Below are 22076 nucleotides of genomic sequence, written 5' to 3'. Positions count from 1 at the left end.
ACAGTAACCGCCGTCAGGCGAAAAGCACATCGTGCTAGACAGTAGCCATCGCCAGGCGAAGCCTAAAGACTATTCATGAAATTAAAGATTCGAATAAGATACGGTAGGACTGCGGCGATGGTTAGTAAAAAACCTAGTAGCAGTGCTAAGACTTTGACCATATTTAGAAAATCCAACGCAGGTCTGTCTTTAATAGCAACGGTAAGTTCTTTGATAAGTATCTTATGTTCGTCAAAACGATTGTTCATTTCATCGAATCTGAGATCTATTTCAGCGAACCTATTGTCGATCTGTTGAAATCTAATATCTATTTCTTCAAACCTGTTGTCGATCTGTTGAAACCTAATGTCTATTTCCTTAAACCGGTTATCAATTTCTTTAAACCGGTTATCGATTTCCCTAAAGCGGGCATCCATTTCTTTAAACTGAAATTGAACGCCTTGAAACTGCATCTGCATTTCGCTAAAGCCTGCCTTCATATCCTTTTGAGTTGCCACGTCGCTCACAAGTACCTCTTTTAAAAGTTGTGTATGAGTTTCGGCTTGTCGGCGAGTAAGTCCTGCTTCAATTAATCTGTTTGAGTACGACATCGTATCCATTGCTTGCTCCGCATATCGTGAAAAGTTCGATGCAGAAGTAACACTACATAGATGATGCCGGTCTCAAATGTAAAAGCACCGAAGCTCATTGCCGGTAATCCGAATTCACTTAGTCTATCGGAAAGGCCATTAAAGAATTCAAGTGAGAATCTTAGAAAAAATAAAATAATCCTGACAAATTTTACCGCCGCTGGGGCGGTAAAAATCGGAAGTTTGATATCGAAAAAGACTTGCTGGCTGAGGGCGATGAAATGTCGAAAGCTAATTGGATTTCAGGTATTGCAGTAAATGAATCTGTTGTTTGGATTGATTGAATCGACTGTCATTTTTAATGTTCGATTTTAGCTGATTTAAAACGGCTATTCTTTCCGACAAAGTCGCAAGCAAACTTCCCAGCTCAGGTATTTCATATCCAATCGAAATATCTTTGAAGTAAGGGCTGGTATGTATACTTTGATGCATGATCATCGGAAGCTGGAACCCATAGGATAAGCTATAGGTGCCTGTGATTTTGAACTTCGAAAAGTCCTCGAAGGCATCCATTCCGGGGTGCATAAGTGGAGCTAAAACATGGGATTTGGAAAGCCATGAAAATAGAAGCTGATTGGGTACAAAACCATCAAAGAAAATAAACGAATCATGTAGTCCCATTCTTTGAACTTCAGATTTAAGCCAAGGACCATCGCCACGAAGACTATTGCCCAAGACCGCAAATATAAGTTCTTTCGAAGGAGGCTGGGCAGCTAGAGCTTTTAGAAGGCCCTTATAGTCACGGCGAGTTTGTTCGACTGTCCCTGGGATCGCAACAACAATTTTATTGTTTATCAATTTTTGATGATCTTCACCGATAGTGGAATTGCCATCAAATTCATAATAACAAGGGAAAAAGTTAGTTGTTGAAATTGAAGACTTCGCAAGGAAAGGCTTCAAGTTGTCATGCACGTAGTCTGCAAGGACTAGATATTTTTTAAGACGTAAGCTGATCAATTTTTGGGAAAATGAATTTATCAGTTTTACAGCATTGTGGTGAATACCGCGAACTTCGATCTTATGCCCTTGCGAGTTGCGAAAGGGCATCATCAATAAGAAGTCCCGAACAACATTGCTTTGTGCGGTATTGATAAACACAATATCAGGGTCTATTTTTTTAAGATGCTTCAACCCCTCAATAGCCGTTTTCCATGAGGCGCGACCTTCTGTTTGAAAGAATTTTTTAGAGGCATAGGTAATTGAAGTGGGTATTCTGTCTTCTAGCAAGGGATTGGTTAAAAGATGAATTTCGTATTCGTCTTTAATAAGGTTCATGACAGAAAACATCACATCGTGATGAGCCGTTCCGAACTCGCAGTATAGCATGACTTTTTTATTCATAGATATTCAATGGACCTTAACTCAGGAGCTAGATTTCTGAAAAGACTAAAGTATCAATTTTGCATCATACGACATGGACCTAGGTGCGTAAAGCTATGTAAAATAGTGTAAATTAGTGTAAAACAATGTAAATTAGTGTAAAATAGGCGAATATTCATGAATATAAATGGGTACTTATCGATCATTGAAGCTGCGGCCTTTGTAGGGGTGTCTCGTCCGACTTTTAATAGTCGGCGGAAACAGCTTAATTTGAACGAGGTAAAAGATGGTAATCGGACATTAATTAAAAAATCAGATCTTCTTGGGCTGTATGCTAAAGAGAATGCCTGTATTCCTATCTTGAACTTAGTGGTTACAGAGCAAGACCGTTTAAACAGTGTGCTTGTTGATGATACGACCTTCGACTTACGAAAGATTAATATTGTCGATGCTTACGGTGCGATTTCATTGATGGTTGCGGCAGCGCAGGTGATTGAAGCCAAAAGGTCTCTTTATTTAATAGTTAATAAAAGCAGGGCGATTTTGCAGCTTTGCCAAATTGGTTTTTTTCAAGAGTTACAAAGGCGTTTTGAGGGACTGGTCTTTTGGAGCTCTGATGATCTTCCAAATTTCGAAGGGGTGTCGTCTCAAATATTTTTGCCAATTAAATTTATCGCATTTAGGGGGCAAGAGACTCAATATTTAGAGAATGTTTTGAATCCATTGTTGCTTAAGCAGGGATATAAGGAAGATGTCATTGGTTACTTGGGTTGGATTATTGGAGAGATTGCTGACAACGCATTAACTCATGCCAAGGGGCCATGTTATATTCTTTTGGGGCAGTTTGGTAGTAGATCAAATTTTCTTGAAATTGCGATAGGGGATATGGGGCAGGGGATTCAGAGTTCATTAAAGAGTAATCCTAAATATGCTAACTTCTCTGACAAATCCGCCTTGATTAAGGCCTTTCAGTCCAGGGTCAGTAGTTGGTCTGATGAGAATCCCAGGGGTAAGGGGCTGAGTGATATGTTATCAATCGCTATGGGCAGTGGCTCGCTACTTAGAGTTGATTCTAAAGAGTTGGGAGTTATATTCAATTTTAGTAACGGGCAACAAGAGCTACAAATAACAACGCCAATGACGAATTTGGGTGGAACGCGATTTTGTTGGGTGCTTGTGAATGATAAATTTGAAGAAGTCGGTCGGCAAGAGGTCGATCAGTTTATTTCACGACAGCTAGAGAAGGTAACATGAAAAATATCGAATTAAAGAGTTATGGATCTGTGCTGACAGGAAGGCCTTGGGGGGCACAGGCATATGCGGACATCAAGGAATCCATTGGCGAGGAAATCATTCAGTTAGATTTTTCTGGGGTGTTTTCATTAGGATCTTCATTTGGAGAAGAGTTTGTTGTTCCGATAGCAAAAAAACAAAACAATGAAATCCAAATTAAAGGAGCTAATGCGCCTGTTCGGAACTGTTTGGCCTTAATAGCGACTGATTTCGATATAAAAATTAGTTTTATTTAGTTTCTACTATTATGCTTTTAAAAAGCTAACAGCCGCATCGACAACAGCATCAAGATCAATATCATTGATATCTTGTTCGGGTTTACCCAAGTCTTTAGAATAAATGATTTTTACATTTTTATGGATGGGCGCCCAAATCAACGAATTTTTTTCCGCTCCGAGGTCGGTTCTATACAAGGCAACTAGATTTTTTTCGAATGCCGAGCAAAGGTGGACGATGGCTGTATCCGGCGAAATGACTAAATCAGCTGCCTTAACTAAGGCGGCGTTGAAGAAGAAATCTGGGCTGGGCGAAACAACCCAATGAGTTGCTAAATGGGGAGCCTGTTCAATAAATTTCGCTGCTCGCGGCAAATCGTTATTATTTCCAATGCTGACAATCAACGCTTTAGGGTACGATTGCAATATCTTTTCAACAATCAATTTCGAGCTCTCGGCCGAGAGACTTCGCATTCTCGCTCCAGCGAAGGAATTGAGAATAACGATTCTGGAGTACTTTTGTTTTAAAGTTTTGATGTAGCTGTCGGCATTAGATTCTATTGGAGTTGGGATATCTAGGCTGTATTTTGATTTCTTGGCCGTAATATTTAAAATCTCTAGAGTTTTGCGATATCGTTGTAGGACCTGGTCTTTATTTACGTCAAACAAAGCATTTGCGTTAAAAATAGCAAAGCTATTTGAAGCAAAACCTATACGAAATGCAATATTCAAAAACCGCATTAAAAACAAAACTCGGGCGGTCACAATATGTGAGGTATTTATTCCGACGTCATATCGCGCGCGATTTGTTATGCAGAAAGCTAAAGTTGCCCAAACCCCCTTCGGAAGTTCAATTATCTGAATATTGGGCTTTGTTTTATAAAGAAAGGAGGTTTGTGGATTCGAGAGCACGGTGACCGAGTGGTCAGCATCAAGCAGTTCATTTATCAAAAAAGAAGCGGTTATTGAGTCTCCGACTTTACCGTCTAATCTTAACATCAAAATATTGAGTTTTCCTTGAGCTAGAGTGCTCTCTAGTTTCCGGTCAAAAAGAATTCGGAAGCTCTTAAGCACTAGGGATCTTCCCGCATCAATTCTGCGGTGATTCATTTTTCTGATTAGCTGGTGTAGGGTCATTGTAACAAAATAGATGATATTTAACCCAAAGTGTAGTTTAGTTTTAGGCGTATGAATTCCACACGTTACCAAAACATGATGCAGTATATTCTCCCATTGATGGCCGTGTCTTCGCTCATTTCGCAGACCTTAGTGGATTTCTTTTTGATAATTTGTGTAGGTCATTGGCTTTATTACTTCGCAAAAGAGCGGAATCGCAAAGAGTTTTTGCCTTACACGGGCCTTGAGTGGGCTTTCGGTGGTCTTTTTGTTGCGATGCTTTTAAGTGTTTTAGTGAACTATTGGGGACAGTGGGAATACTTGTGGCCTGTTCATAAAATTAAATGGGTATTTGAGTTCTATGCTATGCTTTGGTTTTTGCGACGGTATGGATTTAGTGCGGAAAAGACTGTGAAAACCATTTTGTGGGTTGGGATGATTCCCTCCATATACGCGATTGCAACTTATTTTAACGGCACTGACTTTTTGAATCCGGATCGTGATACTGCGGAGCGAGTGGTAGGCCTTGTGAACAGCGCGACATATCATGCCCATGCGGGGGCATTGCTGTTGGGATTGAGCCTTTTCCTCTTTGTTCAGGGTCGGATGTATAAATTCAGAGCTAACTGGCATTTGATTCCGATGTTATTGATCTTTTTTGTATCATTTTATCTTACATATACTCGTGGTGCTTGGTTGGCATTTTTCGTTGGATTGATTGTGTTTGTGTTGCTTCAAGGTCGAAAGGTGTTTTTAACTTTTGTGGCTCTTATGTTAATTGTGCTTCCGGTTACATATACGATTGGGCATCAATTTAGAGAGCGAGTTCAACAGTCCGTAGATCCGGCAAAAATGGATATGAGTAGAATCGGTTTATTTAATGCTTATGTAAAGATATTCAAAGAGCATTGGGTTTTTGGCGCTGGATATGATGCCTACAAAAGAGATCAGTCATTTATCCCATATACGGCCGCTGAGGGGGTCAATGGAGACTTGCAGTTGTCGCATGCTCACAATCAATATTTGCAAATTGCAGCGACGACAGGGATATTGGGGTTAATTTCCTTTTCGGCAGTTTTTGTTGTTTTGATTGCAAAGATGAGTAAGGGATTGTTGCCTGGATGTCGTCAATTAACAGTTCGTTTGCCTCTTTTGGGGATTGTTTTAGTGCTTTTCTTGACGGATCAATCTTTTGAGTATGCAAAAATTAAGACACTTATAGTTTTAACTATGGCGTTACTGTGCGTGCTTAATGATGCGAATAGATTTTCGTTGGTGGGAAAATGTGCAGTTCCTCGGGGTGTCTAGTTGGTGTGTTTATGCAGTAAATTATTAGCCGTGCCTGAAATAGCTGAGTTTGCTTTCTTTGTGTTTCACACAAGATTAGTGATATAGCTATTTAGATAGAATGTTGACTACCTTAAGTCTAGTAGAGAGATTTCATGACGAGTACAATACTTAAATACTCCCTATCGAAAGTGATTCCAGCGATGCTCTCGTTTGCCGCTCTTGCTTTATTTACGAGTGCGCTGGGGCCGACGGAATACGGAAAGCTTTCTTTACTAAATACATACATTGCATATTCATTTGGGTTTTTTTTGGTCTGGCCCAACCATTGCCTGTCGAGATTTGGGGTCGGTTCAGATGCAAATGCCTGGCAGTGCATGAAATGGCTATTTATATCCATTGGTATACTAGTAGTAGCTTTTATTTTCTGGGTCCTGGGGGGCGGGGAGTCAAGAATAGCCTTAATTATCGCGCTATCAGCAATGGCTCAGAGTTTTAGTGATTTTTGCTTTAGATTTTTGAATGTGCGAGGACAAGAGAATAAGTTTCTGTTTCAATCAATATTGAGGCCAACAGTCTACATAATATGTGGCCTTTGCTTCATCCACACATGGGGCAATTCCCATGTCGTTTTAGCATCTGCACTTGTTTGTGCATTTATCGTATCAATTTTACCGCAATTAAAATTTTTAATGGCCAGTGTATTTGGCAATCATAATTTGAAGGGCAGCATTACTTTAAAGGAAAGTTTGATATATTCTTTTCCATTGATTAGTGCTTCGGGTAGCCTAATGGTGTTTGATACTATGGATCGATTTGTGTTGAAGAGGATTGTAGGGGAGGAAGTTTTAGGTGTCTACCTTGCTAATTTTGAACTGATCGGCTTTTTTATATCATCACTATTTAATGTTGGGTTTCTAGTTTATTCGCCTATGCTATTTCGCGCATCTGATATTCAAGATATAGTTCAAATTGCAAGAATGAAGGTCCAATTCTTTCTTGGATTTGCGGCCCCAATAGCTTGGGGACTTGTACTTGCTGGAGATGAAGTACTTGTTTTGTTGTCGGGAAGCTCATATCAACTTGCATCACCGTGGATTGCATCTGTATTGGCTTTTTCAGCAATTTTGCTTGGCTTAAAGGCAAGTTTTTTAGATTCTTTCTTAATGAATAGAAATAAAACGGTCTGGGTTTTTGCGTTCAATATTTTGGCCATTGCTATTAAGGCCTTCTTGATGTGGATTTTGATCCCTCGTTTTGGTGAGCTGGGAGCTGCAATTTCTGGAAGTGGTGCGTTGCTTGTTGTCGTGCTTGCCATTCTACGGATAGAACGGCGTACTTTAATTGATGAGATTTGGATCTTTGCAAGTTCAAAATATTTCCGGCTAACTTCTGCAGTTGCTATAGTGTGGGGTGTGGCGGCGATGTCGTTAGGTGGTGTGTGGCGACTCGTTGTGGGCATATGTTTTGGAATAAGTTGGATTATGATTACTTATTTTACTAACTGGCTCGATGTTCGTAGTCGACTGCGCAGAAAAATTTAGAAATGGAATCGTGTGATGTTTGTAAATAAATTTGTTAAAAGAACTAAACCATACCCATTGGTAAAGCATTTAGCTTGGGAGTTGGCTGGTCGCAGTGATGTGTTAAAGCTGGATTGGAATGAATCATCCCTACCTCCTTCGCCAAAAGTCTTAGAAGCGTTGCATGCTCACCTGAGTTCGACGATGCTAAACTGGTATCCAGATGTGAACAATACAGAACTGCGCGAAGCGATTGCTGATTACGTAAACCTAGGACCAGATTATGTTCAGTACTATGCAAGTTCTGATTCTTTGCACGAGTATATCGTACGAACATTCATAGAACCAGGGGATAGGGTTACAATCGTCAGTCCAACTTACGACAATTTTAGGTCTTCGGCCGAAAGTTTAGGCGCCCTTGTTGACTACTTTCAATTGCGCGAGGATTTTTCTTTAGATATAGAATCTTTTAAGTCCCACTTAGAAGTGATCGAACCTAAAATTGTATATATCTGTAGCCCCAATAATCCGACGGGATCAACAACTAGTATTGGCGATCTAGAAAGTCTTTTATCTCGATATTCAAGCACTCTATTTTTGGTTGACGAGGCGTATTATGAGTTTTCTCAGATTACGGCCGTAAGATTGTGTCAGTCCTATTCAAATATCATTATTTCAAGAACTTTCTCCAAAGCTTTCGCGTTGGCTTCGTTGAGAATTGGGTATGTGGTCTCACATCCTGTGAATATTCAGTTTCTAGACCGAATTAGAAATGCAAAAAACATAAACTCTTTTGCTCAAGTCGCGGCCTTGGCCGCACTAAATGATCTCGATTACACAATGAGTGTGGTCGCTCAAATCAATGAGGGAAAAAAATGGTTTATCGATCAAATAGAAAATTCATGCGATGAGCGGATACGCTGTTACCCATCGGATGGTAACTTTGTTCTTGTGCGCATAGATAAATCATTAAAAGTTGATCTGATTTCGGACCTGGAGAAAAATGGTATATTTGTTAGAAATTATTCCCACGTTCTAGGAATGGATGATTTCTTTAGGGTTACAATGGGAAATAAAGAACAAATGGAAAAAGTTTCTTCAGCTATTTTAGAATTTTTGGTGAACAAGTGAAGTTAGTGCTAATTGATTTTTGCGATACTTTTGTTGATGGGCAAACAGCGTTAGAATTTTGCGATTTCGCCACAGGCCAGGGACTATTCACGTTGAATCGAGGTCTTTGGCGGTTAATTAAATTGCTGGATTATTTGAAAATTGTTCCAGGATCTTTGCGGCGCAAGTTTTACACTCTTTCCCTAGTTGGGCAATCTAAAAAACGACTAGATTTAGCGGCAGAAAGTTATGCCAAAAGCCTTCGGTTAAGAGTTTTCCCGTCGGTTCTTAAGTTGGTACGCGAATATAAGACTGCGGGATTTGAGGTTATTGTACTTTCTGCAGGATTTGCTGTTTATATCAGAAAACTGAATGAGGAGCTAAAAGTTTTTGATGATGTCATAGCAAATGAAATTCAATTCAAAAGTGAATTCTGCACGGGCCAAATCGCAGGAAAGGACTGTTTTGCGCACGAGAAAATTATCAGATTGCAGGAGCAGCGTGATTTGAAATTAGCCGATGAAATTGTATCGCTGTCTGATCATAGCAGCGATCTATCGATGCTTTTGATGGCGAATGTGCCTTTAGTCGTATATAAAAATGCAATGCCCAAGTGGGCTGTTGAGTTTGGGTTTAAAGGTTTGAAAGTTTAAATATGGTGTTCGTACGAAAAGTAGTGTTCTTTATTAAGTATCGAATTTCGGGACGATCGCAGCAGGCCGACTTAAGTCTTTTGATGAATTCGGACGAAATTCGAGATGTTCAATTAGCTTCTTTTAATCGATTGATTCAGTATTTATGGAATTACTCTCCATTCTATAAAGAAAAATGGATTGCCGCAGGTATAGTGAGCCCCTTAATTAGTTCACTAAGTGAAGTGTCCAAGTTTCCGATTGTTACAAAAGATGAACTAAGAGATGCAATTTCAAAAAAAAATCTTAATGTTGAACAATTTAAAAAATCAACAGTACAAAAGACCACAGGATCGACAGGACACCCTTTAAGCTTTCGACAAGAACGTGAGCTTTTTGATCTAAAAAGAACAATTTCTTTGAGGGCTCTGTTGTCGATTGGCTTTATCCCGGGCGAAAAGATCGTCAAATTATGGAGAGCAAGCTTCAAAAAGTCTTTGGTCACGAGGCTCCGCGAGTCCATAGAAGGTGTTTATACAATTTCTATATATGACCCTGAAAATTCACAAAAAACAAAAATCAATCAGCAAAGAGCTGACGATCTGTGGCGCTATATAACTAGTGTTCAACCAGAATACATTGATGGCTTTGTAAGTGCTTTCACAGCACTGATTCCCCACTGGGAACATGCAAGTAAAGTGGTAAATTGGCGTTTGAAGGGCGTAATTACGGGCGCTGAAAGATTGAGTGACGACGATCGTCAACTAATTCAGCGTTTCTTTAATGTTCCTGTTTATAATAGGTATGGTGGAACGGAGACGTCACTGATCGCACATGAGTGCCAAGTTCAGGCCGTGTCCGAGCACAAGCTGCATATCCAAGAGGATCGACATTTTGTCGAAGTCGTTGATGAGAATAACAACGTATTAAGCAATGGCCAGGGAAGAATTGTTGTCACAGATTTAGATTCGAAAATGTTTCCGCTCGTCCGCTATGTAAATGGTGACGAAGCTGAGGTCTCGGATTCGTCAAAATGTAATTGTGGCTCATCGTTTAGATTGATTGAACGCGTGATTGGTCGAACGAACGAAAATTTCATTTTAAAAGATGGTTCTCAAATTTCAAGTCATCTATGGCAGAATATTTTTAAAAAAATTGCCCAGGTTAAGTCGTACAGACTGATTCAACAAAATGACTATTCAGTCGATTTCTATCTTATTCCAGATGTGAACCTTGATGAAATTCAGTTGGAAAATATGCGTGATAAGATTTCACAGGTCATGATTGATTGTGAGGTCCGATGTCATTTGGTTGAAGAAATCCCTTTATCTGTTGGTGGAAAGTTTAGCCAACATATCTGTATGGTAAAAAGAAGTGAATAAGGAGGTACAGGTTCACTTTATAACTGGGTTAGGTGTTGGCGGTGCGGAAAATATGCTGCTACGGTTTGTTCGAAACAGTTCCCAGCTTAAGCATATCGTTTTCTATTTTGATCGATCTACGGGGATGGAGCCTGAATTTATTGAAGCCGGAGTGACACTTATTAAAATCAGAGCAACAGTTCCTGGGTTTTTGCAGGGTCTGGCTCGCGCGTGCCTGGTGTTAACGCAGCATAGGGAGAGACGATCGCTGTCATGGATGTACCATTCAAATATTTTTGCAGCGCTATGTGCTTTGATTTCTTTTAGTTCAAAACCAGTTTTATCTGTGCGGGGGAATTACGTTGCCTTGGCGACATATACTTTTGCCTTCAGATTCACACTGTATGCTAATGCTATTCTGTCCCATTTAGGCTGGAGATTTGTGTTTAATTCCGAGAGATCATTGGCAGATGCCGTAAAAATTTTGCGATTTAGAAAGAAGAACTGTATCCATATTCCAAACGGATTTGAATTGAGTAGAGTTGGATTTTCCACTGATCTAAGGACGAAAGCTAGGACTGATCTAAACGTTCATGAAAAAAACGTTGTCACTTTTTTGGGACGAACCCATTCTGTTAAACAGCCGGAGCTTGCTATAGAAGTTATGGGGGCGCTGAGGAAGATATCTGAAAGATTCTATTTTTTAGGGATCGGAAAGGGATGGCGTGGATCTGAAATGGAAGCAAAGATTCGTGCAAATGGAATTTTGGATTCCATCCTGAGGCTTGATCATGTCGATGATATTAAGTACTACTTAAACGCAACTGACGTGCTTATATTAACATCAAAGTCAGAGGCATTCCCGAATGTTGTCGGCGAAGCTTTAGGCTGCGGCGCCCGAGTTGCCTCATTTGATGTTGGCGATGTTTCTGATCTTATTTCTAGCTCTGATGGTAAAATCGTGGGCGGAGTCGATGAAATGGTTTCCGCCATTGGGAAGATGTTGGACGTTGATGAGAGCGTTGATGATAAACTTGATAGGTCAGAAAATTTTTTGTGTCGATTTAGCATCGAGGAGATGCTTAAGAAATACTTTCAGTTACTGGAGAAGTCGAAATGATGGGGCGTTATTTAGTTCGTTTTGACGATATATGCCCGACAATGAATTGGGCCGTATTTGACGAAATAGAAAAGATTTGCGATGAGTTTGGTGTTTTACCTATTATAGCTGTGGTTCCTGATAACAAGGACAAAATGTTGATATTTCAGGAGGCAGTAAGTGATGAATACTTTTGGGAGCGTATTCGAGCTGTCCAAGCCAAGGGCTGGACTATTGCTCTACATGGTTACCAGCACATTTATGAGAGCAATAGTTCGGGATTAACTGGAATCAATGGTTTTAGTGAATTTGCTGGACTGCCTTATGAAGTTCAGTCGGCAAAAATCAGTAAGGGGTTAGAAATTTTTAGGATCAACTCTGTGAGGGCGGACTGTTGGATTGCACCCGGACATTCTTTTGATCAACTGACTCTGCGTGCACTCAAGGAGAAGGGCCTTTATATAGTGTCCGATGGATTTGCTCTATTTCCCTTTCGAAAGGATGGGATTTCTTGGATCCCCCAACAGCTCTGGAGATTTAGGAGATTTCCTCTTGGCGTCTGGACAGTGTGTTTGCATCACAACAACTGGAAGGACGGCGATTTGGAGAAATTCCGAAGAGATTTGAGTCAATACGCAATTGTTAAATTTAATGACCTATCTTTTAGAAATGACATATTTTCCTTTTTTTCGAATGCTTGCTTGAAGTTTATTTGGATTCTTCTATTTAAAATTAGAAAGAGATAGGTGCCTAATCGGTAGTACTGGCGAAGTGGATTTTAGTTTTTAATCGGAGAATTCAGGTGATAACAATCAATGAAGCTAAGGCTGTCATAAATCTATTGGAGAAGATATGAAGGATTCATACTTATACGGTGTAAGAAAATTTGAATTGGGTCATATAGTTAAAAAAATAAACGCGTTCAAGCGTGTTAACGTAAATATTGTAGAAATTGGCGGTGGTAACGGCGAGCAAATTGAGGTTATGAAAAGGCTTCTTCCGAGCGCTAATTTACGAAGCTTCGATTTGTTTGAAAAATTTGATGAAGTTGGTGAGGTGCTTGTTGAAAAATACGATGGGAAAACATTGCCACTTGAGAGTAGTTCTGTTGACATTATCTTTTCATCTCATGTTTTGCTTCATGTAGAAAATATAGACTTATATTTTTCTGAAATCCGCCGAATTTTAAAAGGTGATGGGCTGGTCATTTTTGTTGTGCCTACATTTTCATGGCGAGTATGGACAAATTTTGCGTTGCCAATTGAGATAATTAAGAAAATAAAAAATAAGCAAGGTGCTGCACTGAAAAGACTGAATCCGCTTAAGGCGGGGCTGGGTAATCGTTGGAATTTACTCACTCAAGTGTACTATTTCGCAAATTGGAATTCTTTCTTTGGCAAGCATCACTGGACTGTACAAAATAGTTTTACGGTTCCACTTTTTTATACTGGCGTGCGAACATTTGGTTTAAGGGTTCCGATAGGTCTACGGCTTGCAATTTCATATCTGTTGGGTGGGAGCTCTCGAGTGCTTATTTGTATCCCGATGAAAAAAAGTTGATCAACCTCAATTAGAACGAACCAACTTTATAAGTCTGCCAATTGTGCTTCGAGGAGATTGAGGCAGTATGCAGACATATGGTCCGGAATGAGTGTCTGTAACAAATTGGAAGTCTATTTTGTGGTCTGCTCTGATCTTTCCTCAAATTTTTTTTGGGGGGGGCGGGGGTAGATTAGTAAATAATAACTGAACTTCATGATGCGCCATAAAAATGTTCAATTGCATTTAATATTAATTTTGAATCGTACTTATTGATTGCAAGATCCCGAGAGTTATTGCCATATAAAATTAGAGTTTTAGCATTGCAAGTTAGAATTTCTTTTATGGCGGTCGCTAGGCTATCCACATTTCGTGGTTCGCAGATAAAGCCATTATTAGAATCCGATATGCATTCTCGGCAGCCAGGCACGTTCGTTGTTATAATAGGTAGTTCCATTGATAGGGACTCAAGTAGAAACATTGGAACACCTTCTCTGTAAGATGGTAGTATGGCGCATGATGCGGTTTCAAGAAATCGAGTAATATCGTTTTGGTGCCCCCAAAAAATACATCGAGGATGGGATTTTTTGTATTGGGCAATGTCTATTGTCGACAGGCTTGCTGGGTTGTCTGGATCGATATCGCCGACAATATCTATAACAAAATTGTAGTTGGATGTTATTTTTTTTGACGCAGCTAAAAGTTCCTCAATTCCTTTGTCTTTAATAAGACGAGCGCAGAATAAAAAACGAAAAACTTCCGATGTTTTTTTTTCTGTTGGAGTCTTCCTTTTAAAAATTTTCGTATCGATGCCTGAACCGGAAATCACAGTAAATTTATCTACGTTGCGGTCAATTATCTTGAGTTTCAAAAATAGATCTAGATCATCTTTATTCTGAAAGATCGTGCGTATATTGCTTCCGGTAATGGCGACTTTATACAAAGTCTTTACTATTTGCCTAATTAGTGTTGCCTTAAGTGATGAATTAGTAAAGGTATATCCAAGGCCTGTAATACTGTTTATGAAAGTGATCTTTTTGAAAAACTTTGCGATTAGAGAGGTGTAGATGACCGGTTTTATTGTAAAGCTATGGAAGTATTGCGGCTGTATTTCAAAAACTTTTTTGGCGATCGATAATATGGACAAGAGTTCGTTAATTGGGTTTAAGCCTTTCCGGGACAACCGAACTTTGTGTAAAATGTGTGGAGCAATGTCAAGACCTGCTAGGCTTTCGAACTCGGGCAGCAAAATATGAACGTCATAACCTTTTGCTACTAAATGCTTGTAAAGGCCGAAGCGATGAGCCTTGAACGAGTGTGAGGAATTATTGAAGAGAATAACGCGTTTTGACATTTAGGCGCTTTCTGATGCATGTGTATTTAGCTGCTGCCATTAAAATTGCAAGATAGGCAAAAACAACTAAGGAAGTCCAAGCAGATCTCATATTGGCAAGTGGAATAGCGATCAAGATGCAGCTAAGATTTGTAATAACCAGAGTAATTGTTGTGGTAACGTGGTCAAAGCCACGATCGACAAAAAAGTGATGAATATGAGAGCGATCTGGAGTGAACGGAGATTTTTTATTAGATAGGCGAATTAGGGAAACTCGTATTAAGTCAAAAAGTGGGATTGAAATGACGGCTAAACCCACCGCAGGTGCATTTACAATGTGGTGAGTTAAATTTGGAATTGTTCGATTAAACTCAACAAAGCGAATCGCTAAAATAGCTACCACAAACCCGATGATCATAGAGCCAGTATCACCCATAAAGATTTTGGCGTTGTAGAAGTTGAAAATAAGAAAGCCGAGCAAGGCGCCTGCTAATGAAAAACCTAGTATTGCGTGGCTATTAAGGTCATTTAGTTGGAACCAAATTGCAAAACAAAGCGACGAGACGGCACCCAAGCTGCCAGCAAGTCCATTGATTCCATCAATTAGATTAAAGGCATTAATCATAGTCACGATGATCAATGCAGAGACGATGGTTCCGATAATCGGAGAGACTTCGTTAATGCCCATTATACCCCAGAAGTTATTCAGACGTAGATTCCCAATGGCCGAGACGATAAGGGCTGCGGCGAATTGCAGCGCAAGCTTTTTCTTGGCGGTCAGAATGAGTATGTCGTCTTTGACGCCTGCTAAAAATAGTATCACGAGGGATGGTATGATAAAGCGCAGATCGGTGAAACCGTTAATGTCATAGGCGACCGAATAGCCAATGATCAGTCCGGAAAAAATGCCAATACCTCCCAGTGTCGGGGTGCGAACCTTGTGGAATTTGCGATCCTCGTCGGGTTCGTCCATTAGGTGTTTAAGGTCTGCGACTTTGATAATAACCGGTATTGCATTGACGACAATGAAAAAGCTTAAAATGAAAGGCAGTAGAAAACTTTCAAACATAGTGAGCATTGTATCCTATACTTTTCTAATTAGTCGAGTTCAGTTTTAATTTTTATGTTTTTTGCATTTCGTCGCTTGTTATGAATACAAAAGACAAAAATCAGAGATGCTGCGTAGATAAAATATGAAAATGACATTTTCATTCTGTACAGCGTTCCTAAGTTTACTATTGCCAATGCTTGGATCGTTGTGCCAATGGTAAAAGTCAGAAGTGTGATGCTGCATAAGATTCGCAAATCGTAGTGTATCGAGGCGCAATAAACTAGAAATATTAAGCATGCTGTTAGTATGATGGACTCAATTTTTGCTACCAACGATTCGATTTGGGACATTTTGTTGTATCTAAGCGGATTTTTAACTTCTGTTCGCAGGAATGGGCCCCAGAGTGATATCTGTACAGCTCTTGGAATGTACTTTACAATGCTTGAGATCGATTGGAATTGAATAGTTGTGTCAATATTTGAATTTGCGTCCGGACAGCACTCGCTAAACCCCTTTCTAATCTCAGATATTTTAAATCCAATGCGTTCAATTGGCTCCGGCATGTATTTTGTTTTGGTCCAGCTTAAGGTGGCTGGGGTGTCGATAGAAGGTTGCGGCTGTCCTTCGTAAAATAAATTGTTAGTGGTGGGGGTCTGCGCTAATCCGTATAAAACCGCAATGGCGGTCAGAATCAAGCCCATTTTAATCAATTTTTCAGCTGTTTTCATCAATGCCAACAGAACCCCAGATCCTAATAGAGTGACTAGCATTATTTTTAGATAGTAAGGCCTGATTAAAAGGGCAAGTATTCCAGCGGAGGTGATGCCAAATAAACAGGCTGTAGCTATTTTCACAATGGACGTTTTCTTTAGTAACAGAATTTGAAGTATGACAGCTTGAAGTAAGCAGATGCTTAGTACCGTGAATGTGTCTTTGTGGATTTGACTGTATAGTATTGCATGAGACGGGAGGAGAGCGTAGAACATTGGTGGAAATATGGCTTGCGTCTCTGTTAACCCATGTAGTCGTCCGGTCTTGAAAATGGCAAGCGAAGCTATTGCTATAAGTCCAGCATTTACAATTAGGAAAAAAAAAGGATAGGGTCCAAAAATATAGTAAATCGCTGTCAGTATTTTAATTAAGACCGAAGTTCCATTAAATATCATGCCGTCAAAAATACTCAAAAAACTTGTTGCAGACTTTGAAGCAAGGGTTGCTGAATGGTGAAACTCAATCCAATCCCTATTGTTCAATAGGCCCATGGTGTTAAACTCCGGGAGTAGAAATGAAATAGCGAGCTGAGTAATGGCCCCCAAGGTCAATGGGAGACAGAAAAAAACAAATAGTACTTTGTATTGTATATTAGCTCGCAAAATATTCATCGTGAAGTAGGCTATTTCTGATTTTTGATGGCAAGCAAGTGTTTATTTCGACCGTTGTGCGTCACCATTTAATTTGATCGACTTTTCTATTATCATTACTTTATTTTTACCTACGGTAACAAGTTTGTATTGAAAGAATGTGTATATGCGAAAAATTTCGGTAGTAGGGTTGGGTTATGTTGGGTTGCCTTTGGCAGCAGCCATGTCACATAAATTAAATGTTATTGGCTTTGACATTTCAAATTTAAGAATTCAAGAGCTCGAGTCCGGTGTTGATCGGACTCTCGAGTTGACGCCTTCGGAGCTTAATGAAGCAAAAGTGGTCTATACGAGTGACTTAAGCCGACTTAGAGATTGCGATTTTCATATTATTACTGTGCCAACTCCTGTCAACGAATCTCGCCAACCTGATTTGACCCCTTTGATCAAGGCTTCAGAGTCAATTGCTAAGGTTCTTAAACGAGGCGATATCGTTGTCTATGAGTCCACGGTCTATCCTGGCTGCACTGAGGAAGTCTGTGTGCCTTTGTTAGAAAAAGGTAGTGGTTTAAAGTTCAACGTTGACTTTTTTTGTGGCTATTCGCCCGAGCGCATCAATCCTGGGGACAAAGAACGTACTGTGACGAAGATTTTAAAGATTGTCAGTGGTTCGACGCCTGAATCTCTTGATGTAATTAGTAATATTTACAGTTCTGTAATAGAAGCGGGTATTTATCGAGCGTCATCGATTAAGGTTGCTGAGGCTGCGAAAGTCATCGAGAACTCACAGAGGGATATTAATATTGCTTTTGTTAACGAGTTGGCATTGATCTTTGAGCGCATGGGTTTGGATACCCGGGAAGTCTTGGATGCTGCTGGAACCAAATGGAATTTTTTGAAATTCTTCCCCGGTTTGGTAGGAGGGCACTGTATCGGAGTCGATCCGTACTATCTTACTCACAAGGCTGAGCAGCTTGGCTATCATCCTGAAGTAATTTTGGCCGGCCGACGTATTAATGACAATATGGGTGTACATGTCGCGAACCAAGTAGTGAAGAGAATGATTCGTAAAGGTCTGAATGTTCATGGTGCACGAGTTCTTGTTTTAGGAATGACTTTTAAAGAAAATTGCCCAGATGTTCGAAACTCTAAGGTGATAGATGTGGTGCGCGAGTTAAAAGAATTTGGAATTTCTGTGGATGTTTATGATCCTCATGCAATTTCAGATGAAGTTGTGCATGAATACGGGTTTGAACTTGCCGACGCTCGCGTCTTGCGAAATATGGCTGGATACGATTCTGTTATCTTGGCAGTTGCGCATAAAGAATTTTTGGAGCTTCCGTGGGTTGAAATGGATCGCAGTCGCATGGTTATTTATGATGTTAAAGGTTTGTTACCCAAAAATCTAGTAGATGCCCGATTGTAAAGACGTCAGACGATAAGGATTTTCAATGAAAAAAGTTTTGGTAACTGGCGCTGCCGGTTTTATTGCGTCCAAGGTATGTGAATTTTTATTAGCTGATGGGGTTGAGGTTGTTGGTATTGATAATATGAACGACTATTACGATGTTCAGTTGAAAGATTATCGTCTAAAGCAATTGAATGGAAAAAAAGGCTTTCAATTTCATCAATTGGATATCGAAAATCAAAGTGCTTTGACGAGTCTTTTTGATTCACACAAGTTTGACGTTGTATTTAATCTTGCCGCGCGAGCGGGAGTTCGATACTCCATGGAAAATCCCCATATCTACATGACTACAAACGCTAACGGCTCTTTAAATCTTTTAGAGCAAATGCGACGTACTGGGGTTAAAAAATTCATCCTGGCTTCAACATCTTCTTTGTATGCTGGCCAGAAGATGCCATTCACTGAAGACCTTGCTGTCAATGTGCCGATCTCACCGTATGCCGCCTCGAAAAAGGCCGCAGAGCTGATGGCTTATTCGTACCATTACCTATATGGCATTGATGTTTCGATTGTTCGGTACTTCACTGTATTTGGTCCTTGTGGTCGTCCTGATATGTCCATCTTCAGATTCACTCAATGGGTGATGAACGAGCAAAAACTTGAGGTCTTTGGAGATGGGGCGCAATCTCGGGACTTTACTTATGTTGAAGATATTGCGCGTGGGACTATTGCTGCAGCCAAAGAGATTGGTTATGAAATTATCAATCTAGGCGGTGGACGCAATCCAATTTCATTGAACCGAGTTATAGATGGCATCGCAAAATACGTTGGTAAGCCAGCGGTTTGTGACAATAAAGCCTTTCATAAGGCAGACCTACTAGAAACGTGGGCTGATATTAGTAAAGCAGAACGCCTTCTGGGCTGGAAGCCAATCGTCAGCTTTGAAGAGGGCCTTGAGCGCACCGTGAAGTGGCATTTAGACAATGCCGAATGGCTAAAAAATGTGAAGTTGTAAATTTTTACAGAGAACTCTATCAAAAGGATTCAGATTGATCTGCATTCCATTCGATTGGTGAGCCGGAGAAAGTTACGAAGCGCTAGGTATCGTATATTTCTAGTGGTTCATTGCTTACCGCCGCGATGGCGGTGAATTTTGTTACTTTGAACAGTAAATGATGAGAATTTTAATCATTTTTAGTTTCAACTCTTTTCAGTACTTGCCGATCAGAATATGGAATTCGGATTGCACAAGTAAATTAGGGAAGCCTAATTCATATTAGAAGATGGTATTATAGCTGAATATCCAAGTATTCAATTAGTTAAAGCGAAAGGATATATGGATACACTGGTACACTCTAATAGACTCGTCGATGCGGGGTTTACTCGAAAGCAAGCCGAAGTTCAAACACAACTTTTGAAAGAGGTGATCATGAGCGATTTGGCAAAGCAAGTTGACGTGGCCAGTGGCTTTAGGGATATGAACAGTAGCTTCAAGGAAGTTCAAAATCAATTTCGTGAAGTGAATGCTCAATTTAAAGAAATAGATAATCGGTTTAAAGAAATAGATAATCGATTTAAAGAAGTCGATAATCGGTTTAAAGAAGTCGATAATAGGTTTGATCAAGTTCAAATACAAATTGAAGGTCTAAGTTTGCAAATTAAGGAATTAGCAGTTTTAATCAAGGATCGTCCAGCTTTGGATTTTATAAATGTTATAAAAATGTTAGGCTTGTTGATGGGTTTTCTTTTTGCCGTTTCCGCTGCATTGCCTTACCTCATTAGAGTGTTTAATTTTTTTAGCAAACTCTAGGGAGGTAATAGACAGTAGCCGTCAGGCGAAAAGCGGGCACCGCTAGACAGCAGCCGCCAGGCGAAAAGCGGGCACCGCTAGACAGTAGCCGTCAGGCGAAAAGCTTATGGTTGGTATCTCAAAGTGTAAAATCCGTCAAACCCGATAAAGAAAAGTGTGTTGGCATCAATACGGTACATGTTGTTCAGGGTTCCCCCCATTGATCCCATGTCGGTGTGTTGAATGATATCTGTACCTGTGGCCGGATCCAGCGAGTAGATGTTTGCATCGGACCCGGTGTCTCCTGTAAAAAATATTCTATCGCCAATCAAAGTTAACTTACCTCCAACAGCTAAGCCCGAGGTATGAACTTTCAAATCAGCGCCGCTCAGATTTGTCGAGAATAAACCTGATTCCATTTCGCCCGCTCCAACAAAGTAAATGCGACCACTATTGACGACAAAAGCCTGAGGACCAATATTGTAAGTTGTCCCGTCACTGTTTAGGTCAATCATCAACGTGAATTTCTGATTCGCAGGATTGAATAAAAAGTAAGATGACATATCGTCAGCAAAGTTTTCTTTCATTCCGGCAAACCACAGTCCGCCTTCTTTAAAAAATTCGATTGAATAAGTATATTCAAGATCAACTATTTTTTCCCAATTTAAAAAATCAGAGCTGACTTTATAAAGTCCAATTCCTTGAGTTGTCGTTTGGCCGCTAATATAAAGCTGACCATCGATATCGAAAACTCCACCTATATCAGAACTTGTGCTTAACGAGGGGAGCCGACTGATCGTGAGACCCGTTCCGTCGTTATTGGAATCAAGAACAAATAATTTTGCCTGATCTGCAGAGGCCGAGCTCGCACGAGCGGAAAACAAAAGTTTGCCATTAAAGACAATTAAATTTGAAATACCATCGGCATCACCTGGAACAAAGTTAGTCACTTGCTCTACGCTCGATCCGTCCGGGTTCATTCTAAATAGCTTATCTTTATTATAGTTTCCTATATTTAGCGTAAAGTAGACTTTGGATTTGAATTCAATCGAATTAAAATTGAAATAAGGGCTAATGTCATTACCCGAGGAGTTCGTTGCAGCAATACGTTTCGCATTAGAGTAATCGATGTCTGCAATATAAAGAGTGGTATTAGAGGTTCCTGGTTTATATGCTTTAAAGTATCTTTTCCCAGCGACAATAGGGCCAGCAAAGAAGCCATCGTAGCCTGAACTACTATACATAATTTCTTTGCAAGTAGTGCCATTTAGCCGGCACCCCATCCCGCCGCTTGCTGTACTTAACGCTAAGACTGCTTGATCAGTGATGTCGACTCCACCGTTATCGTGCTCTGGATTTGCAAGCCGTCCCCAAGTAGCCCCGTTAGTAAATTCGACTTTCGAAAAGAAGTATTTTTTCATATTCAGGTCGATCTGCCCACCAGATAAAGAAATTGAAAGTATACCTGAAGTCAGTTGGTTGCGAGGAATTGAAACAGAGTCATCACCACAATTGACTCCAGGGAGAGCTGGCGCCAATTGGCAACTGCGCGCAGATTTGATGCTGCCATTGCCTGTGCTATCTTTGACCAGCAAAATATTATCAGAGATGAACGACGAAGGATAAGGGGCTTCGTCCGAAGGGTTGTTGGCAATTGAAACTCCAGGAGGGCGAATAAAGGCTTGAACATTGCTGGTGACAGTCGGAGCCGATAGTAGATTCACAGAGCCAATCGAAACGGCCGCAGCAGTTGAATATGAAGAAGCCGCAGCGGGATTTGAAAGATAGACGTTATCGTAAGTCCAGGTCTCTGAAGTTGCAGAGACTTCCGTGAAGATAATAGATGAATTGGGCTTTAAGCTAAACCCACTGGAAGATCCTGATGCCGCATCTAGTTCATTTAAGAGGGATGCATCCAAGCTGCAAGCTGTCAGCATTGCAAGTAAAGCAAAGGATAGTAATAAACGCGCTTTTCGTGTTCCCATTATATTGGATTATCGGAACAAAACT

Annotated in this window: 20 protein-coding genes; 13 read left to right on the top strand and 7 right to left on the bottom strand. The window is 40.2% G+C overall.

Translation table 11 applies throughout. The features are described from left to right. Positions 1-62 precede the first annotated feature (62 nt). Together AC04MN_RS03800 and AC04MN_RS03795 are read right to left on the bottom strand one after the other, a co-directional pair. Positions 63-599, bottom strand: coding sequence for a hypothetical protein (locus AC04MN_RS03800; RefSeq protein ID WP_475381862.1), 537 nt, complete (start codon positions 597-599; stop codon positions 63-65). Positions 600-860: 261 nt separating this feature from the next. Next, positions 861-1970, bottom strand: a complete 1110-nt coding sequence (locus AC04MN_RS03795; protein WP_475381861.1) for a hypothetical protein — start codon at positions 1968-1970, stop codon at positions 861-863. 156 nt (positions 1971-2126) lie between these two features. Between AC04MN_RS03795 and AC04MN_RS03790 the strand changes: the two genes are divergently transcribed. Together AC04MN_RS03790 and AC04MN_RS03785 are read left to right on the top strand one after the other, a co-directional pair. Further along, the gene (locus tag AC04MN_RS03790) at positions 2127-3203 is read left to right on the top strand and encodes a helix-turn-helix domain-containing protein (RefSeq protein ID WP_475381860.1); all 1077 of its coding nucleotides are present in this window, start codon (positions 2127-2129) and stop codon (positions 3201-3203) included. Further along, entirely contained in the window at positions 3200-3478 is a 279-nt protein-coding gene (locus tag AC04MN_RS03785; RefSeq protein ID WP_475381859.1) for a hypothetical protein, read from the top strand. The genes AC04MN_RS03790 and AC04MN_RS03785 overlap by 4 nt, the downstream gene beginning before the upstream one ends. 9 nt (positions 3479-3487) lie before the next feature. Here the strand turns inward: AC04MN_RS03785 and AC04MN_RS03780 are convergent, their stop codons facing one another. Next, positions 3488-4594, bottom strand: a complete 1107-nt coding sequence (locus tag AC04MN_RS03780) for a glycosyltransferase family 9 protein (RefSeq protein WP_475381858.1) — start codon at positions 4592-4594, stop codon at positions 3488-3490. A 51-nt stretch (positions 4595-4645) separates the two neighbouring features. On the opposite strand from AC04MN_RS03780, the gene AC04MN_RS03775 reads away from it, so the two are divergent. The 8 genes from AC04MN_RS03775 (at position 4646) to AC04MN_RS03740 (ending at position 13145) form a co-directional block, all read left to right on the top strand. Continuing rightward, on the top strand, positions 4646-5881 hold the full coding sequence (locus AC04MN_RS03775; RefSeq protein WP_475381857.1) for an O-antigen ligase family protein: 1236 nt from the start codon (positions 4646-4648) through the stop codon (positions 5879-5881). Positions 5882-6015: 134 nt separating this feature from the next. Next, positions 6016-7404 (top strand): lipopolysaccharide biosynthesis protein, encoded by a 1389-nt coding sequence (locus tag AC04MN_RS03770; RefSeq protein ID WP_475381856.1) that lies wholly within the window; start codon positions 6016-6018, stop codon positions 7402-7404. 15 nt (positions 7405-7419) lie between these two features. Then, positions 7420-8514: a histidinol-phosphate transaminase gene (gene hisC / locus AC04MN_RS03765; protein WP_475381855.1), complete on the top strand. Its 1095-nt coding sequence runs from the start codon at positions 7420-7422 to the stop codon at positions 8512-8514. Further along, positions 8511-9146: an HAD family hydrolase gene (locus AC04MN_RS03760; RefSeq protein WP_475381854.1), complete on the top strand. Its 636-nt coding sequence runs from the start codon at positions 8511-8513 to the stop codon at positions 9144-9146. Before hisC ends, AC04MN_RS03760 begins: the two co-directional genes overlap by 4 nt. 2 nt (positions 9147-9148) lie before the next feature. Next, entirely contained in the window at positions 9149-10507 is a 1359-nt protein-coding gene (locus tag AC04MN_RS03755) for a phenylacetate--CoA ligase family protein (protein WP_475381853.1), read from the top strand. Continuing rightward, the gene (locus AC04MN_RS03750; protein ID WP_475381852.1) at positions 10500-11606 is read left to right on the top strand and encodes a glycosyltransferase; all 1107 of its coding nucleotides are present in this window, start codon (positions 10500-10502) and stop codon (positions 11604-11606) included. Before AC04MN_RS03755 ends, AC04MN_RS03750 begins: the two co-directional genes overlap by 8 nt. Further along, positions 11603-12331, top strand: coding sequence for a DUF2334 domain-containing protein (locus AC04MN_RS03745; protein WP_475381851.1), 729 nt, complete (start codon positions 11603-11605; stop codon positions 12329-12331). Before AC04MN_RS03750 ends, AC04MN_RS03745 begins: the two co-directional genes overlap by 4 nt. A gap of 106 nt (positions 12332-12437) precedes the next feature. After that, positions 12438-13145, top strand: coding sequence for a class I SAM-dependent methyltransferase (locus AC04MN_RS03740; protein WP_475381850.1), 708 nt, complete (start codon positions 12438-12440; stop codon positions 13143-13145). A gap of 193 nt (positions 13146-13338) precedes the next feature. Here AC04MN_RS03740 and AC04MN_RS03735 read toward each other — a convergent pair whose 3' ends face one another. The 3 genes from AC04MN_RS03735 to AC04MN_RS03725 are packed head-to-tail and all read right to left on the bottom strand — an operon-like array spanning position 13339 to position 16278. After that, positions 13339-14478, bottom strand: coding sequence for a glycosyltransferase family 4 protein (locus AC04MN_RS03735; protein ID WP_475381849.1), 1140 nt, complete (start codon positions 14476-14478; stop codon positions 13339-13341). Further along, the gene (locus tag AC04MN_RS03730) at positions 14450-15526 is read right to left on the bottom strand and encodes a glycosyltransferase family 4 protein (protein ID WP_475381848.1); all 1077 of its coding nucleotides are present in this window, start codon (positions 15524-15526) and stop codon (positions 14450-14452) included. Before AC04MN_RS03730 ends, AC04MN_RS03735 begins: the two co-directional genes overlap by 29 nt. 29 nt (positions 15527-15555) lie before the next feature. Continuing rightward, on the bottom strand, positions 15556-16278 hold the full coding sequence (locus AC04MN_RS03725) for a hypothetical protein (protein WP_475381847.1): 723 nt from the start codon (positions 16276-16278) through the stop codon (positions 15556-15558). 757 nt (positions 16279-17035) lie between these two features. Between AC04MN_RS03725 and AC04MN_RS03720 the strand changes: the two genes are divergently transcribed. From AC04MN_RS03720 to AC04MN_RS03710, 3 genes are all read left to right on the top strand, one after another. After that, the gene (locus AC04MN_RS03720; protein WP_475381846.1) at positions 17036-18295 is read left to right on the top strand and encodes a nucleotide sugar dehydrogenase; all 1260 of its coding nucleotides are present in this window, start codon (positions 17036-17038) and stop codon (positions 18293-18295) included. 25 nt (positions 18296-18320) lie between these two features. Next, positions 18321-19292, top strand: coding sequence for a GDP-mannose 4,6-dehydratase (locus tag AC04MN_RS03715; RefSeq protein ID WP_475381845.1), 972 nt, complete (start codon positions 18321-18323; stop codon positions 19290-19292). A 414-nt stretch (positions 19293-19706) separates the two neighbouring features. Further along, positions 19707-20087 (top strand): hypothetical protein, encoded by a 381-nt coding sequence (locus AC04MN_RS03710; protein ID WP_475381844.1) that lies wholly within the window; start codon positions 19707-19709, stop codon positions 20085-20087. A 104-nt stretch (positions 20088-20191) separates the two neighbouring features. Here the strand turns inward: AC04MN_RS03710 and AC04MN_RS03705 are convergent, their stop codons facing one another. Beyond that, on the bottom strand, positions 20192-22051 hold the full coding sequence (locus AC04MN_RS03705) for a DUF5050 domain-containing protein (RefSeq protein WP_475381843.1): 1860 nt from the start codon (positions 22049-22051) through the stop codon (positions 20192-20194). Positions 22052-22076: the final 25 nt, after the last annotated feature.

This window comes from Bdellovibrio sp. ZFWA1 (genome assembly GCF_056175665.1).
Note: the sequence above shows the minus strand (reverse complement) of the source record. Positions and strands in the feature narration are given on the sequence as shown.